Here is a 14,944-nt window from a genome sequence, read left to right on the forward strand (position 1 = left end):
GAACGGCGCCGTTGTCATTTTGACGATGAGGGGGTGGGCGCGCCCGGTCAAGCGGGACTTCGGGCTTCCAACATTTTTATTTAGTGCTAAATTAATGAACTTGACCGGCGGCCGGCCGGACGGTAGGTCTCGGAGACCTGATGGATAGCGGTCGACGGTCGGGCGGCGGGCAGCGCGCTGCCAGTCTGGTCGCGCGCTGACATCATCAAGGACAATCGGCTGGCCATGGATCAGCCGCTCACGGGAGGACACATGATACGGATCGAATCGACGGCGGCTGCCGTGCTGATGCTCGGCGTGGCCCTTTCAGCCCCGGCGTTCGCGCAGAAGACATACGACGTCGGCGCCACCGACACCGAGATCAAGATCGGCCAGACCAACCCGCTCAGCGGGCCGGCTTCTGCTTTCGGGGCCATCGGCAAGGCGGAAGCGGCCTATATCCGCATGATCAACGAGCAGGGCGGCGTCAACGGGCGCAAGATCAACCTCATCCAGTATGACGACGCCTACAGTCCGCCGAAGACGGTGGAGCAGGTGCGCAAGCTGGTCGAAAGCGACGAGGTGCTGACCACGTTCCAGATCATCGGCACGCCGCCGAACGCTGCGGTCCAGAAATATCTGAACGGCAAGGGCGTCCCGCAGCTTCTGGCGGGAAGTGGAGCGTCCCGCTTCACCGACCCGAAGAACTTTCCGTGGACGATCTCCGCCAATCCGAACTACCAGTCGGAAGCGCACATCTACGCAAGATACATTCTGGAGAACCATCCGAACGCGAAGATCGGCATCCTGTATCAGAACGACGACCTCGGCAAAGATTACGTCAAGGGGCTGAAGGACGGGCTCGGCGCCAAGGCCGGCATGATCGTGAAGGAGCTGTCCTACGAGCTGTCCGATCCGACGATCGATTCGCAGCTGGTGACGCTCAAGGCGTCGGGTGCCGATCTGTTCTACAACATGTCGACGCCGAAATTCGCGGCGCAATCGATCAGGAAGGCCGCCGAGCTCGGCTGGAAGCCCGTCCACATCCTGGAGGTCAACGCGACGGCGGTCGGTCAGGTGCTCGTGCCCGCGGGGCTCGAGAATGCCAAGGACATCATCTCGGTCGCCTACGGCAAGGATCCGCTCGATCCGCAATGGGCCGATGACGAGGGCATGAAGCGCTACAAGGCGTTCATGGCGAAATACGCGCCCGGCGAGGACGCCAACAGCGGCTTTGCGACCTATGGCTACTCGACGGCCGCTCTGCTCGTCCACATTCTCAGGCAATGCGGTGACGAGCTGACGCGCGCCAACATCATGAAGCAGGCGACCAACATCAAGGGCTTCGTTCCCGATCTCGGGCTGCCGGGAATGTCGGTGACGACAACGCCCGACGATTACCGCATCAGCAAGCAATTCCAGATGATGAAATTCGACGGTCAGCGCTGGATCATCTCGGGTCCGATCCTGACCGACGACTTCAAGGCGGACTAATCCTCTCGTCGGCCATGGCCTGTCCGGGCGTCGCTTGCGCGCCAGGATGCCCTGTTGTCTCTCCGTCACCCGCGCCGGCCGGCGCCGAAAGCTGAACCCTGTCCGTCGGAGCGCCGCTCATGATCAGTGAAGCCGTCCGCCGCCGCCGGGGCTTCGATCCTGCGGCGCTTGCAGCGATCGGCCCGGCGCTCGCCGAATTCGTCGATCGCGGCGAGCTCGCAGGCATCGTGTCTCTCACCTCGCGCGGCGGCGAGATCGTTCATGCCGAGACGATCGGCTGGCGGGACGTCGAAACGAACAGCCCGATGCGCCCGGATACGTTGTTCCGGATCGCGTCGATGACCAAGCCGATCACCTCGGTGGCGGCGATGATGCTGGTCGAGGAAGGCAGGATCGCCTTGGCGGACCCCGTCTCCCAGTGGCTTCCGGAGCTGGCCGATTTACGGGTCCTGCGCGACGCCGCCGGCCCGCTCGACGAGACCGTGCCCGCCCAGCGCGCGATCACCATCGAGGATCTGCTCACGCACCGCTCGGGCATCGCCTACGCGTTCTTCTCGGAAGGCCCGCTCAAGGTCGCCTATGAGACGGCGCTCGGCGATCCCGCGATGAACCGTTCGACGCCGGACGAATGGCTCGCGGCCCTCGGTACGCTGCCGCTGGCCTATCAGCCCGGTGACCGCTTCCACTACGGACACTCGACCGACGTGCTCGGCTTCCTGATCGGCCGGGTCGAAGGCAAGCCGTTCCGGCAGGTACTGCAGGAGCGCATCTTCGCGCCGCTCGGCATGGACGACAGCGATTTCTGGTTGCCGCTCGCCAAGCGAAATCGCCTGGCGAGCCTGTACGGATATGACGAGACGACGGGGCGGCTCGCGAAGGTCGAGCCGGTCATGTATGACGAGCCGCCGGCCTATACGCCGGGTGGCGGCGGGCTGATCTCGTCCGCGCCGGACTACCATCGGTTCGCGCGCATGCTGCTCGGAGGAGGCGAGCTGGGCGGCGTCAGGTTGCTGCGGCCCGCAACTGTGGATCTGATGCGAACCAATCGGCTGACCGATGGGCAGCGCCAGATTCCCTTCGCCGGCATGCCGCTGTGGCAGACCTCCGGATTTGGGCTCGGACTGGCGATCGCCGAGGAGGCCGCTGGCAATCCCTATGCCTGTGGCGCTCCGGGCTCGATGACCTGGCCGGGCATCTTTGGCACCTGGTGGCAGGCCGATCCGGTCAATGATCTGATCATGATCTATCTGATCCAGCATCACGTGCCGGTCTCGGCCGGGGCAGGAGCCACGATTGCCACCGGTCGGGGCGCCGTCGGCCGCCGTGCTCTGCCCGTCTTCCAGCGTGGAACTTACGGCGCGCTGTCCCACATTGTGGAACAAGCGACATGACCGTCAAGTGCCGTCATCCCCGCGAGTCGGAAGCATATGTCCACGATGTGGACGCCACATTCCGCTCGATGAAACGTCCGATCGGCGGTGAGCTGCTTGCCGGCCCATTGCCGGAGCGGCAAACACGGCTTCATCTCATGCCGAGCTTGTCATCCGGCCGTTATTCTGCTCAGTGCTTCTTCAAATTGCGCGATCATGCGCATCGATCGATCGACTGAAGTCGACAGCCAGCGAGGAAACAAAACTATGCGCAAGTTAACTTTAGCCATTGCCCTGATCGTCCCGATGCTCGGTCATGCCGCGCAGGCCGAAGACACCGTCAAGATCGGCTATATCGATCCGCTGTCCGGCGGCGGTGCCAGCGTCGGCGAGGGCGGCCTGAAGACGTTCCAGTACCTGGCCGACGAGCTCAACGGCAAGGGCGGCATTCTCGGCCATAAGGTCGAGATCGTGCCGTTCGACAATAAGACCAATCCGCAAGAGAGCCTGGTCCAGGCCCAGAAGGCGATCGACGCCGGCGTCCGCTACATCACGCAAGGCAACGGATCGTCCGTCGGGCTCGCGCTGGAGGATTTCGTCAACAAGCACAACACGCGCAACCCCGGCAAGGAAGTGCTGTACTTCAACTATGCCGCCGTCGATCCGAGCATGACCAATGAGAAATGCAGCTACTGGCATTTCCGCTGGGACGCCAGCTCGGACATCAAGATGGAGGCGCTCACCAACTACATGAAGGACATCCCGTCCATCAAGAAGGTGTATCTGATCAATCAGGACTATTCGTTCGGCCAGTCGGTCCGCAGCGACGCGCGCAAGATGCTGGCGGCGAAGCGACCCGATGTCCAGATCGTCGGCGACGAGCTGCATCCGCTGCTGAAGATCACGGACTTCTCGCCCTACATTGCCAAGATCAAGGCGTCCGGCGCCGACAGCGTCATCACCGGCAACTGGGGCCAGGACATCGCGCTGCTGCTCAAGGCCGCCGCGGATGCCGGCCTGAAGGTCAACTGGTACACTTATTACGCGGGCGGCGCCGGCGGCCCGACCGCCATCAAGCAGACGGGCCTGGATCATCAGGTCTTCCAGCTGACCGAAGGCTTCGCCAATTCGGGCCATCAGGCTGCGATGGACTACGAGAAGGCGTTCCGCGCCAAGGTCAACATGTCGCTGTGGTATCCGCGGGCGGTCAACGAGATGCGCATGTTCAAGGCGGCGGCCGAGAAGGCCAACTCCATCGACCCGGTGAAGGTTGCGGCCGCGCTCGAGGACCTCAAGCTCGAGGTGCTGGATGGCGGCACCGGCTTCATGCGCAAGGATGATCACCAGTTCTTCCAGCCGATCTACGTCTCGTCCTTCGGCAAGCTCGCGGCGAACGAGCCGTTCGACGAGGAGAACACCGGTTGGGGATGGCACCTGGTCTCCAGGGTCGATACGCCCCAGGCGATGGTGTCGACGACGTGCAAGATGGCGCGGCCGTAACCGATCCGCGCTGGCTTCCCGCACGGCCTCACCGTGCGGGAAGCGGCGTCGGCCCTGCGTCGATCTGTTAGGGAATGAGCGGCGGGGCATCGAAGCCCCGGACATTCGCGGGTGCGCCGTGCTTGAACTCATCGTCATCTCCACCCTCAACGGCGTGCTGTTCGGCATGCTGCTGTTCCTGCTGTCGAGCGGGCTGACCGTCATCTTCAGCATGATGGGGGTGCTCAATTTTGCTCACGCCAGCTTCTACATGCTCGGCGCCTTCTTCGGTTTCCAGCTCACGAAATGGGTCGGCTTCTGGCCGGCCCTCCTGCTCGCGCCGCTCCTCGTCGGGGCCATCGGCATGGCGGTCGAGCGTTACGGTCTGCGCAACACGCACAAGCATGGCCACGTCGCCGAGCTGCTGCTGACCTTCGGCCTCGCATTCGCGATCGAGGAAATCGTCTCGATGATCTGGGGCAAGACGCCGCTCGACTATCGCGTCCCGGCGCTGCTGGACTTTCCCGCGTTCACGATCTTCTCGACCAACTATCCGGCCTACAAGCTGTTCATGCTGGCGGTGTCGGTGACGATCTTCGTGGCGCTGCTGATCGTGCTCAAGCGCACCCGGGTCGGCCTGATCGTCCAGGCGGCGCTGACCCATCCCCACATGGTGGGCCATCTCGGCCACAATGTCGGACGCGTGTTCATGGTGGTGTTCGGCGTCGGCAGCGCACTGGCCGGTCTCGCCGGCGTCATCGCCGGTCCCGCCCTGGTGACGCAATCCGACATGGCCGCGGCGCTCGGGCCGATCCTGTTCGTGGTGATCGTGTTCGGCGGCCTGGGCTCGCTGCCGGGCGCCTTCGTCGCTTCGCTGGTGATCGGCCTGGTGCAGACCTTCGCCGTGGCGCTGAACGGCTCGCTGGCAAGCGCCTTCGGCCCGCTCGATCCATCCGCCGGGCCATCGGTGCTCACCGACATCTGGAACGTGACGATCGCGCAGGTCGCGCCGATCGTTCCCTACCTGCTGCTGGTGCTCGTCCTGATCGTGCGCCCCGTGGGCCTGATGGGGACTCGCGAATCATGACCGCAGCAGTGACCTCCGCGTCTCATCTCGCGGCAGAGCCCGCCGGATCCCGTCTCCGCTTCTATGCCGTCTGGGTGATCGGCGTGGCCGTGCTGATCGTGCTGCCGCTGCTCTTCAATTCGGGCGGATCGCTGACCTCGTTCAGCCTCATCGGGATCGCGATCGTCTTCGCGCTCTCCTACAACATCCTCCTCGGTCAGACCGGATTGCTGTCGTTCGGTCACGCGGTTCACTACGGCCTGGGCGGCTTCGCGGCCTGTCACATGATGAATGCGGTGGTGGCGCATGGCTGGCCGATTCCGCTGCCCTTCATTCCGCTGTTCGGCGGGCTGGGCGGCCTCGCCTTCGCGATCATCCTCGGCTGGGTCATGACCAAGCGCGCCGGCACGGTGTTTGCGATGATCTCGCTCGGCATCGGCGAGCTCGTGGCGTCGTCGTCGCTGATCCTGCGCTCGGTGTTCGGCGGCGAAGCCGGCATTACCACGGACCGCACCGCTCTGCCGCGCATGTTCGGCTGGACCTTCGGGCCGCAGCTGCAGGTCTATTACCTGATCGCGTTCTGGCTGGTGCTGTCGGCGATCGCGATGTATGCGCTGACCCGGACGCCGCTGGGGCGGATCAGCAATGCGGTGCGCGACAATCCCGAACGGGTCCAGTTCATCGGCTATGACCCGCATGTCGTCCGCTATCTCGCCTATTGTTTTGCCGGATTCTTCGCCGGCGTCGCGGGCGGCCTCGCGGCGATCAGCTTCGAGATCGCGAATTCCGCCTATCTCGGCGCAATCCAGTCGGGCCTGGTGCTGTTCGCGACCTTCATCGGCGGGACGGCCTACTTCTTCGGTCCGATCCTCGGCGCGATCCTGGTGACCTATCTCCAGCTCGGGCTGACGAGCCTCACCAGCGTCTGGCAGCTCTATTTCGGCATCATCTTCATCGGCATCGTCATGTTCTCACCCGGTGGCATTGCCGGTCTGCTGATGATGCACCGGCCGCTGGTCCGTGCCGGAACGCTCGGAATGGTGATCCCGTCCTATCTCGTGGCCGTCGTGCCGACCGCGGCGTTCGCTTGCGGCGTCATCCTGACCATCGAGACGGTCGCGCGTTATTCGGGTGGTGACGCCATCAACCTGTTCGGCGTGGCCTTCAATCCGCAATCCCCCGTGACATGGGGCGTCGCCGCGATTCTGGTGGTCGCCGGCTTCTTCGTCGCGCGGTCGACGTGGCAGCGGATCGCCGGAGCCTGGGACGGGGCCGCCACCGTGGCGCGTGATCGGGGGTATCTGGCATGACCGCGGCCATCGAAGTCCGTGCCGTCGAAAAGCGCTTCGGCAATGTCGGCGTCATCCGCGATCTCAACCTGAGCGTCGCCCAGGGCGAGCGTCACGCCATCATCGGTCCGAACGGCGCTGGCAAGTCCACCACGTTCAACCTCATCAGCGGGCATATCAGGCCGACCTCGGGCGAGGTGCGATTGAACGGCGCGGTCATCTCGGGCCTGCGGCCGTTCGAGATCAACCGGCGCGGCCTGTCGCGCTCGTTCCAGGTGACCAACGTGTTCTCCCGCATGACCGTGTGGGAGAACGTCCGCTGCGCCGTGCTGTGGGCGACAGGACACCGCTACGCGTTCTGGAAGAACGTCGACAGCCTGCCGGAGGTGCGCGAGCGGACCGCCCAGATCCTCGATGACATCCACCTCACGCATCGGCGTGACATCCCCGCGGGGTTGTTGACCTATGCCGAGCAGCGCGAGCTGGAGATCGGGGTCACCATTGCGAGCGGTGCGACGGTCGTCATGCTCGACGAGCCCACGGCCGGGATGAGCCATGCGGAAACCGAGCGCGCCGTCTCGTTGATCCGGCGGCTCACCGAGGGGCGGACGCTGGTGATCGTCGAGCACGACATGAGCGTGGTATTCGGTCTCGCCGACCGCATCTCGGTGCTGGTCTACGGTCACATCATCGCGTCGGGCACGCCGGAGGAGATCCGTCGGGACCCGAAGGTGAGGGAAGCCTATCTCGGCGAGGAGGCCCACTGATGCTCGAAGTCAGGAACCTCCACGCCTATTACGGCAAGAGTCACATCCTCCAGGGCGTCGACCTCGACGTCGCTGCCGGCGAAGTGGTGAGCCTGCTCGGCCGCAACGGCGTCGGCCGCTCGACCACCGTGAAGGCGATCATGGGCGAGGTCAGTCCGCAGGGGACGATCCGCTTCAAGGGCCGGGACATTGCCGGCCTGCCGAGCTACAAGATCGCGCGCCTTGGGCTCGGCTATGTGCCCGAGCGTCGCGACATCTTTCCGAGCCTCACCGTGCGGCAAAATCTCGTGCTCGGCATCAAGGACACCCGGCGGCCGGGGAAGTGGCGCCTCCAGGACATGCTCGACATGTTTCCCAATCTCGCCGCGCGCGCCGATACGCCGGCTGGCGTGCTGTCGGGCGGCGAGAAGCAGATGCTGACCACCTGCCGGACCTTGATGGGTGACCCCGACCTGATCATGATCGACGAACCCACCGAAGGTCTGGCGCCGCTGATCGTACAACAGGTCGGCGACCTGATCGCCCGGATTGCGGCGGCTGGCGTCGCGATCCTGCTTGTCGAGCAGAAGCTCTCGATCGCGATGCGGATATCGAAGCGCGTCTATGTCATGGGCCACGGCCGCGTCGTGTTCGAAGGAACGCCGGATCAGCTCAAGGCCAACACCGCGGTCCGGCAGGAGTGGCTCGAAGTGTGAGGTGCAGCGGCATCCGTCGCAGATCACCGGCCGGCTTGCGGGACCAGTCGCTGTTCGATCACAGCTTCTGGCGGCCGTAGATCAGGAGCATCAGGATGATGACCGCGCCGTAGATCAGCTGGCGGCCGGCCTCGCTGATCTGCATCACCGACAGAATGGACTGCAGCAGGGTGATCAGCACGACGCCGGCGACGGTGCCGAGATAGCTGCCGCGGCCGCCGAGAATGTGCGTGCCGCCGAGCACGACGGCGGCGATCGAGGGTAGCAGATAGGCATCGCCCATCGACTGCGCCGCCTTCGAGGCATAGCCTGCGAGCAGCACGCCGCCGAAGGCGGACAGTGCGCCCGATAGCGCGAACGCCAGCATGGTGATGCGGCGTGTATCGATCCCCGAGAGATAGGCCGCGCGCTCGCGATTGCCGATGGCATAGATGGCGCGGCCGAACGTGGTCCGCGACAGCAGCCAGATCGCTGCGCCGCCGATGATCGCCCAGACCAGCACCGCATTGGGCAGGCCGGGCACGATCGTGCCGGTGGCGAGATAGCGCATCGCCTTGGAGGCGGAATCCTGCGGCGCGAAGCCGCCGGTGTAGGCCACCATCAGGCCTTGCGCGACTGCGTTGGTCGCCAGTGTGATGATCATCGAGGGAATGCGCAGATAGGCGACGCCGATGCCGTTCAGGACACCGATGGCGGCGCCGCAGAGGATGCCGCAGGGAATTGCGATGATGGCGCCCGTCGTGCCATGGGCGGCCGCCGCGCAAGCCATCATCGCGCCCGTCGTCACCACCCATGGTACCGACAGATCGATCTGCCCGAGCAGGATCACCAGCATCATCCCGGTGGCGATCACGCCCAGGAAGCTCGCGACCTTCAACTGCTGCAGCAGATAGTCCGGCGACAGGAAGCTGCGCGAATAGAGGCTGCCGACCAGCAGCAGCAGCAGGATGCAGCCGAACGAGGCCGCCACCGCCGGATCGATCCGGCGCAGCATGGTGATCCCGCGATGGGCCGGTTGTGGTGCCGTTGCGTCGCTCATCCGAACCACTCCAGCCGATTGCGCACCCGCACCAGTCCGAACGCGCCGATCGAGACCGCGAGCATCAGCACGAGGCCCTGGAACAGTGGCTGCCACAGCGGATCGAAATCGAACACGAACAGCAGATCGCCGATGGTGCGGAACGCGAGTGCGCCGAAGATCGCCCCGATCGCGCTGCCGCGTCCGCCCATCAGCGATACGCCGCCGAGCACCACGGCCGCGATCGAGAACAACGTGTAGGCATTGCCGCTCGCATAGGCGGCCTCGCCCGTGTAGGAGAAGAACGTCAGGAACAGGCCGCCGATCGCCGACAGCAGGCCAGCCAAGGTGTATGCGACGAACTTGGCCGCGCGGATCGGCGCGCCGGACATGTAGGCTGCGACCTCGGAGGAGCCGGTCGCGAACGCGGCGCGGCCGACGACCGAGCGGCTATAGGGCACCCAGATCAGCAGTGCCGCCGCAGCCAGTGCCACGAGGCTCGTGGGCAGCACGCCGAATAATCTTCCCGTCAAGGCATCCGCCAGCGTCTCGTTGACGGATCCGCCGGGATTGGGCCGCAGGAACAGCGCGATGCCGTAGTACATCGCCCCGGTGGCGATCGTGGTCACGATCGGCTGCAGGCGCCCGAAGATCACGATCGCGCCGTTGATCATGCCGCAGACGATGCCGGTGCCGAGCACGCCGGCGACGCCGAGCGCGGTCTCGGTGGCGGTGCCGACCACGATCCAGGACGCGAGGCAGTTGGTCAGTGTCAGGATCATGCCGACGGACAGATCGATGCCGGCGGTGATCACCACGATCGCCTGCGCCATGGCGACGAAGGCCAGCAGCGTCGCCTTGTTGGCCGCGGTCTGCACCATGTTGGCGCTGAAGCCGGCCGGATGATTGGTCGCATAGAGCACGAACATCGCGACGAAGATGCCGATCGCGAGCAGTGTGCCGCGCTGTTCGGCGAGCCAGTACCGCCACTCGGTCATGCCAGACTCGCTTCCGCTCGCTCGCCCTCGTCGACATTGAGCGCACTGCTGACCAGCGCGCGCTCGGTGATCTCGGCGCCCGCAAGCTGGCGCCTGATCGCGCCATCATACATCACCAGCACGCGGTCGCAGCAGCCGATCAGCTCGTCATAGTCGGTCGAATAGAGCAGGATCGCGGCGCCCTCGTCGGCAAGCCGGCGCAGCAGCCGGTAGATCTCCTGCTTGGTGCCGACGTCGATGCCGCGCGTCGGATCGTTGAGCAGGATGATGCGCGGCTTGTTCATCAGCCATTTCGCGATCACGACCTTCTGCTGATTGCCGCCGGAGAGCGCGCTGACGGCGAGATCGGGGGAGGCGGTCTTGATCTCGATCAGGCGGATCATCTCCTCGATCAGGGCCGATTGCCGCTGCCGGTCGATGATGCCAAATGTCGCGAACCGGTCGAAGGCGGCGGCCGAGAGATTGTCGCGCACCGACATCGGCAGCATCAGTCCTTCGGTCTTGCGGTCCTCCGGAATCAGCGCGAGGCCGATGCGCTCCGACTTGGCAGTGACGGGGCTGTCGATCGTCACCTTGTTGCCGTCGATCAGAATGTCGCCGCGGCAGTCGCGCAGCACGCCGAACAGCGCCAGCAGCAGCTCGCGCTGGCCCTGGCCGTCGAGCCCGCCGAGTCCGATGATCTCTCCGGCCTGCAGCGAGAACGAGATGTCCTTCAGCCGGTCGCCCCAACTGATGCTCCTGCATTGCAGCGCGGGCGGCCGCCCATCGGTCTTGCGCGGCGGCTTGTCCGGGAAAGCGTGCTTGTACTCGCGGCCGATCATCAGCTCGATCACTTCGGCATCCGTCCTGGTGCCGGCCGGGAAGGTCGAGATGCGGCGCCCGTTGCGGAATACGCTGCATTCATCGGCGAGCTCGGCGATCTCGTGCATGCGGTGGGAGATGTAGAGCAGCGCCAGCCCCTCGCTGCGCAGGCGCTTCAGTACCGTAAATACCTTGGTCACGTCGGAGGCGGTCAGCGCCGAGGTCGCCTCGTCGAGGATCAGGATCTTCGGCCGCCGCGACAGCGCTTTCGCGATCTCGACCATCTGCCGGCGCGACAGCGGCAGGTCCTTCACCAGCGCGCGCGGATGAATGTCGCCGGCGCCGGCGCGGTGTAGCGCCTCCTCGGCAAGCCGGCGCTGGGCGCGCCGGTCGATCATGCCGAACCGCGTCGGCGGATGCGAGATCATGATGTTGTCCGCGACCGACAGGTCGGGAATCAGCGACAGCTCCTGGAAGATGCAGACGACGCCGGCATCATTCGCGGCGGAGGGACCGCTGAAGGCGACCTCGCGCCCTTCGAGCGTCATCCGGCCTTCGTCCGGTGCGACCGCGCCGACCATCAGCTTGATCAGCGTCGACTTGCCGGCGCCGTTCTCGCCGAGAATGGCGTGGATGCGGCCGGGGTGGACCTCCAGGTCCGCACCGTCGAGAGCGATCACGCCGCCGTAGCGTTTGGACAGTCCTACGGCGCGAAACAGCGGCTCAGCCGCGATCATGCTTGCTTCCCCAGTCGTTTGGGCAATAGGGACGGGCTGGCCGCGAGAGAACCCGCGGACCAGCGATCCATCGGCCTATTGGTTTTCCTTCGACTGGCCCATGATCTCCTGCGCCGTGAAGTTGATGCCGCAGGTCGGGAAGGAGTTGCCGACGAAGAAGTTGTCGGACTGGGCCGGGAAGTAGTCCTGATCCTTCTTGAAGTTCGGATCTTCCACGACCGCGAGCGGCAGCTTGACCGATTGCGGCACGACCTTGCCTTCGAGTGCTGCGAGCGCGACCTTGATCGCGACCGCGACCTGCGCAGGTCCGGTGCCAGCCGACGAGCATTTCAGGCCTTCCGAGGCCTTGGTGGCGCAGAACTTGCGGAAGCCGTTTTCGGTCTCGCCGCCGAACGGCACCATCTTGTGCTTGGCGTCGAGCATCGCCTGCACGATGCCGGTGTCGCCGCCCTGGCCGGAGATCGCATCGAACGGGCCGTTGGTCGCGATCGCATCGGCCGTGGCCTTCTGGGCGACGCCGTCGTCCCATTTGCCGACGACCTCGGTGACCTGCCACTTCTTGCCGGAGCCGTCGAGAACGGAGTGGAAGCCGTTGTGCCGATCGGTGTCGACCGAGGTGCCGGCGACGCCGCGCACCTCGAGCACCTTGCCGCCGCCGGGCACGTTCTTGACCAGCCATTTTGCCCAGAGCTCGCCGAGGCCCTTCTGGTCGACATTGACGTTGATCGCATCTTCCGTCGCGAGAATGTTGTCGAAGGCGACGAGGATCACGCCGGCCTGCTTGGCGCGCTTGATCACCGGCCCGAACGCGGTCGGGTTCTGCGCGTTGACCACGATGGCGTCATAGCCGGAGTCGATGAAGTTGTTGATCGCCGAGATCTGCGCCGGGACGTCCTCGCCGGTGGAGACGACCTTGAACTCCTTCAGCTTGGCCTTCACCTCGGGCTGCGCCGCGTAGGCCTTCGCGGTCTGGATCATCTGGATGCGCCAGGTGTTGGCGATGTAGCCGTTCGCCAGTGCGATGCGGTACGGGCCCTTCTTGGCCGGAAACTTGAAGAACTTGGTGTCCGCGGTCCACGGCACCATGCATTCAGGCTCGCTCGCCGGTCCCTTGACCATCTCCGGCTCCGCCAGCGCCTTGCTGGCAAACGCGGTGACCAGCACCAGCGATGCACACGTGGCAAGGCATCGCGCCCTCATCGACTTGGACGACATTCGTGACCTCCCCTGTTGTTGTGGCGCCAGATCAATGACGCATGTGCGAGACGCCTCTTTGTTTCCGGAGGTTGTGCGAGCAATGCTCGTCGTCTCGACCCGCCAAGCGTTACTGATCAATGACAGCGCTGTCAATTACCGTCGCGCCGCTTTTGCCAAGCGGCCGGTCGCATGTCATGAATGTGGTTCGGACAAATCCGCGTGAATCATTGCTGCAAGGATCATGTCTCAGAAGCGTCGCACCACGCTGGAGGACGTCGCGCGCATCGCCAATGTCAGCGCTGTCACCGTGTCGCGGGCGCTGCGTCGGCCCGATATGGTGTCGCCGGAATTGCGCAAGCGGATCGATGCGGCGGTCGACAGGCTGGCCTATGTGCCCAACTTCGCGGCGAGCCGGCTCGCCTCGACCCGCACGCATTCCATCGGCATCGTCGTGTCGTCGCTCTCCAACGGCATCTTCGCGGACTACCTGCAGGCGATCTACGACGCCCTGCTGCCGCTCGGCTTTCGCCCCGTCGTCGTCAGCAGCCGCTACTCGGCGGAGGAGGAAGAGGGGGCGATCAGGACCTTGCTGGGCCAGAACATCGAGGCGCTGATCCTGGTCGGGGTGAACCAGACGCGGGCGGCACGGCGCATTCTCGAACGCTCGCGGATTCCGGTGGTGCAGACGTTCGAGCTGACCGACGATCCGATCGATCTGAATGTCGGACTTTCGCAGCGCCAGGGCGGCCATGCCGCGACCCGCTTCCTGATCGAGCTGGGACATCGGCGGATCGCCTATCTCTCGGGACAGCGCGACGACCGGGCCCGCGCCCGGCTCGAGGGGTATCACGCAGCGCTGGCGGAAGCCGGGCTGGACGGCGCGTCGCTGGTGGCCTGGCTCCCGGCCCAGGCGACGATCTCGCTGGGGCGGAAGCTGACCGAGGAGATGCTCGCGAGCGAAGCCCCCGACGCGATCTTCTGCTGCGACGACAACATCGCGCTCGGGGCGTTGTTCGCCTGCCAGCAGGCGGGGCTGGAGGTCCCGCGCCGGATTTCACTGATCGGCTTCAATGACCTGGAATTCGCGGCGGCCTCCAATCCGCCGCTGTCGACCGTGCTGACGCCGCGCGCCGACATGGGGCGCGTGGCGTCCGAACTGGTGCTTCAGGTGATCGCCACCGGCAGGCGGCCGAGAGCGCGGCAGATCGACCTCGGTTTCGAGATCGTCGCGCGCGGCAGCACCGGGCCGCATCTGGTTGCATCGTGAGAGCGGCGCGGTCTCAGGCCCAGCCGCCGTCGACGATGTAGTTCTGGTTGGTGCAGGCGCCGCTGTCGTCGGCGGCGAAGAACAGCACTACGCGGGCGATGTCGTCCGGCACGAGCTTGCGCTTGAGGCATTGGCGCCGCATCAGCTCGGCCTCGCCCTCGGGCGTCAGCCACATTCGCTGCTGGCGCTCGGTCATGATCCAGCCCGGAAGGATGGAATTGACCCGGATGTTGCTGGGGCCGAGATCGCGGGCGAGAGCGCGCGTCAGTCCCTGGATCGCCGACTTCGCCGTGGTGTAGCAGGGCATGTTGCCCTGGCCGAGCACCCAGCTCACCGAGCCGAGATTGACGATCGCGCCGCCTCCCGCCTGGATCATGTCCGGCGCAACCGCCTGGGCCGCGAAGAACTGATGCTTGAGGTTCACGGCGATGCGCTCGTCCCAATAGTCCGGCGTGACGTCCTCGATCGTGTGGCGGTCGTCGCGCGCCGCATTGTTCACGAGGATGGTGATCGGCCCGAGCGCCTCGCGGGCGCCGGCGACCGCAGCCCTCAGCGCGGCGATGTCGCGCAGATCGGCATGCGCGAAGTGCACCTTGGCCTCCGCAGGCAGGCTCTCCAGCACTTGCTGTGAGGCCTCCAGATCGATGTCGATGAATCCGACACGCGCACCTTGGCCGACGAAATTGCGGACGATCGCTTCCCCGATGCCGGAGCCGCCGCCGGTCACGAGAACGGCCCGATCCTTGAGGCTTGGGTAGATGGTGCCCTGCATTGGTTCCTCTCAGTT

At 65.3% G+C, this 14,944-nt stretch carries 14 protein-coding genes; 9 read left to right on the top strand and 5 right to left on the bottom strand.

Translation table 11 applies throughout. The features are described 5' to 3' along the window. The first annotated feature begins 252 nt into the window (after nucleotides 1–252). The 8 genes from ACQR1D_RS20210 (at nucleotide 253) to ACQR1D_RS20245 (ending at nucleotide 8,139) form a co-directional block, all read left to right on the top strand. On the top strand, nucleotides 253–1,473 hold the full coding sequence (locus ACQR1D_RS20210) for an ABC transporter substrate-binding protein (RefSeq protein WP_434893984.1): 1,221 nt from the start codon (nucleotides 253–255) through the stop codon (nucleotides 1,471–1,473). Nucleotides 1,474–1,592: 119 nt separating this feature from the next. Further along, nucleotides 1,593–2,864 carry a serine hydrolase domain-containing protein gene (locus ACQR1D_RS20215; protein WP_434893985.1) on the top strand — a complete coding sequence of 424 codons (1,272 nt, stop codon included), beginning with the start codon at nucleotides 1,593–1,595 and terminating at the stop codon, nucleotides 2,862–2,864. Continuing rightward, nucleotides 2,861–3,082 carry a hypothetical protein gene (locus ACQR1D_RS20220; RefSeq protein WP_434893986.1) on the top strand — a complete coding sequence of 74 codons (222 nt, stop codon included), beginning with the start codon at nucleotides 2,861–2,863 and terminating at the stop codon, nucleotides 3,080–3,082. The genes ACQR1D_RS20215 and ACQR1D_RS20220 overlap by 4 nt, the downstream gene beginning before the upstream one ends. 28 nt (nucleotides 3,083–3,110) lie before the next feature. Further along, complete coding sequence (locus ACQR1D_RS20225; protein ID WP_434893987.1) at nucleotides 3,111–4,343, top strand: branched-chain amino acid ABC transporter substrate-binding protein; 1,233 nt, start codon at nucleotides 3,111–3,113, stop codon at nucleotides 4,341–4,343. Between the two features lie 118 nt (nucleotides 4,344–4,461). After that, nucleotides 4,462–5,409: a branched-chain amino acid ABC transporter permease gene (locus ACQR1D_RS20230; protein ID WP_434839358.1), complete on the top strand. Its 948-nt coding sequence runs from the start codon at nucleotides 4,462–4,464 to the stop codon at nucleotides 5,407–5,409. Continuing rightward, nucleotides 5,406–6,698 carry a branched-chain amino acid ABC transporter permease gene (locus ACQR1D_RS20235; RefSeq protein ID WP_434839357.1) on the top strand — a complete coding sequence of 431 codons (1,293 nt, stop codon included), beginning with the start codon at nucleotides 5,406–5,408 and terminating at the stop codon, nucleotides 6,696–6,698. Before ACQR1D_RS20230 ends, ACQR1D_RS20235 begins: the two co-directional genes overlap by 4 nt. Then, entirely contained in the window at nucleotides 6,695–7,444 is a 750-nt protein-coding gene (locus ACQR1D_RS20240; protein WP_434839356.1) for an ABC transporter ATP-binding protein, read from the top strand. Before ACQR1D_RS20235 ends, ACQR1D_RS20240 begins: the two co-directional genes overlap by 4 nt. Beyond that, the gene (locus tag ACQR1D_RS20245; protein ID WP_434839355.1) at nucleotides 7,444–8,139 is read left to right on the top strand and encodes an ABC transporter ATP-binding protein; all 696 of its coding nucleotides are present in this window, start codon (nucleotides 7,444–7,446) and stop codon (nucleotides 8,137–8,139) included. The genes ACQR1D_RS20240 and ACQR1D_RS20245 overlap by 1 nt, the downstream gene beginning before the upstream one ends. 58 nt (nucleotides 8,140–8,197) lie before the next feature. Here the strand turns inward: ACQR1D_RS20245 and ACQR1D_RS20250 are convergent, their stop codons facing one another. The 4 genes from ACQR1D_RS20250 to ACQR1D_RS20265 form a co-directional block, all read right to left on the bottom strand. Continuing rightward, nucleotides 8,198–9,178, bottom strand: a complete 981-nt coding sequence (locus ACQR1D_RS20250) for an ABC transporter permease (protein WP_434839354.1) — start codon at nucleotides 9,176–9,178, stop codon at nucleotides 8,198–8,200. Next, nucleotides 9,175–10,155 (bottom strand): ABC transporter permease, encoded by a 981-nt coding sequence (locus ACQR1D_RS20255; RefSeq protein ID WP_316236897.1) that lies wholly within the window; start codon nucleotides 10,153–10,155, stop codon nucleotides 9,175–9,177. Before ACQR1D_RS20255 ends, ACQR1D_RS20250 begins: the two co-directional genes overlap by 4 nt. Beyond that, nucleotides 10,152–11,693, bottom strand: a complete 1,542-nt coding sequence (locus ACQR1D_RS20260; RefSeq protein ID WP_434839353.1) for a sugar ABC transporter ATP-binding protein — start codon at nucleotides 11,691–11,693, stop codon at nucleotides 10,152–10,154. The genes ACQR1D_RS20255 and ACQR1D_RS20260 overlap by 4 nt, the downstream gene beginning before the upstream one ends. A 75-nt stretch (nucleotides 11,694–11,768) precedes the next feature. Then, nucleotides 11,769–12,908 carry a sugar ABC transporter substrate-binding protein gene (locus ACQR1D_RS20265; RefSeq protein WP_434839352.1) on the bottom strand — a complete coding sequence of 380 codons (1,140 nt, stop codon included), beginning with the start codon at nucleotides 12,906–12,908 and terminating at the stop codon, nucleotides 11,769–11,771. Nucleotides 12,909–13,131: 223 nt separating this feature from the next. On the opposite strand from ACQR1D_RS20265, the gene ACQR1D_RS20270 reads away from it, so the two are divergent. Continuing rightward, nucleotides 13,132–14,157, top strand: coding sequence for a LacI family DNA-binding transcriptional regulator (locus ACQR1D_RS20270; RefSeq protein ID WP_315802031.1), 1,026 nt, complete (start codon nucleotides 13,132–13,134; stop codon nucleotides 14,155–14,157). 13 nt (nucleotides 14,158–14,170) lie between these two features. Here ACQR1D_RS20270 and ACQR1D_RS20275 read toward each other — a convergent pair whose 3' ends face one another. Beyond that, a complete protein-coding gene (locus ACQR1D_RS20275) occupies nucleotides 14,171–14,929 on the bottom strand; it encodes an SDR family NAD(P)-dependent oxidoreductase (RefSeq protein WP_315802032.1) in 759 nt (252 codons plus the stop codon). Between the last annotated feature and the right edge of the window lie 15 nt (nucleotides 14,930–14,944).

It is taken from the genome of Bradyrhizobium sp. HKCCYLRH2047, from assembly GCF_051168175.1.
Taxonomy (GTDB): Bacteria; Pseudomonadota; Alphaproteobacteria; order Rhizobiales; family Xanthobacteraceae; genus Bradyrhizobium.

Coding starts and splice junctions, on each gene's coding strand:
- ACQR1D_RS20250 (WP_434839354.1), bottom strand. CDS start 9,178: ATGAGCGACGCAACGGCACCACAACCGGCCCATCGCGGGATCACCATG.
- ACQR1D_RS20265 (WP_434839352.1), bottom strand. CDS start 12,908: ATGTCGTCCAAGTCGATGAGGGCGCGATGCCTTGCCACGTGTGCATCG.
- ACQR1D_RS20215 (WP_434893985.1), top strand. CDS start 1,593: ATGATCAGTGAAGCCGTCCGCCGCCGCCGGGGCTTCGATCCTGCGGCG.
- ACQR1D_RS20210 (WP_434893984.1), top strand. CDS start 253: ATGATACGGATCGAATCGACGGCGGCTGCCGTGCTGATGCTCGGCGTG.
- ACQR1D_RS20270 (WP_315802031.1), top strand. CDS start 13,132: ATGTCTCAGAAGCGTCGCACCACGCTGGAGGACGTCGCGCGCATCGCC.
- ACQR1D_RS20220 (WP_434893986.1), top strand. CDS start 2,861: ATGACCGTCAAGTGCCGTCATCCCCGCGAGTCGGAAGCATATGTCCAC.
- ACQR1D_RS20225 (WP_434893987.1), top strand. CDS start 3,111: ATGCGCAAGTTAACTTTAGCCATTGCCCTGATCGTCCCGATGCTCGGT.
- ACQR1D_RS20275 (WP_315802032.1), bottom strand. CDS start 14,929: ATGCAGGGCACCATCTACCCAAGCCTCAAGGATCGGGCCGTTCTCGTG.
- ACQR1D_RS20255 (WP_316236897.1), bottom strand. CDS start 10,155: ATGACCGAGTGGCGGTACTGGCTCGCCGAACAGCGCGGCACACTGCTC.
- ACQR1D_RS20235 (WP_434839357.1), top strand. CDS start 5,406: ATGACCGCAGCAGTGACCTCCGCGTCTCATCTCGCGGCAGAGCCCGCC.
- ACQR1D_RS20245 (WP_434839355.1), top strand. CDS start 7,444: ATGCTCGAAGTCAGGAACCTCCACGCCTATTACGGCAAGAGTCACATC.
- ACQR1D_RS20240 (WP_434839356.1), top strand. CDS start 6,695: ATGACCGCGGCCATCGAAGTCCGTGCCGTCGAAAAGCGCTTCGGCAAT.
- ACQR1D_RS20260 (WP_434839353.1), bottom strand. CDS start 11,693: ATGATCGCGGCTGAGCCGCTGTTTCGCGCCGTAGGACTGTCCAAACGC.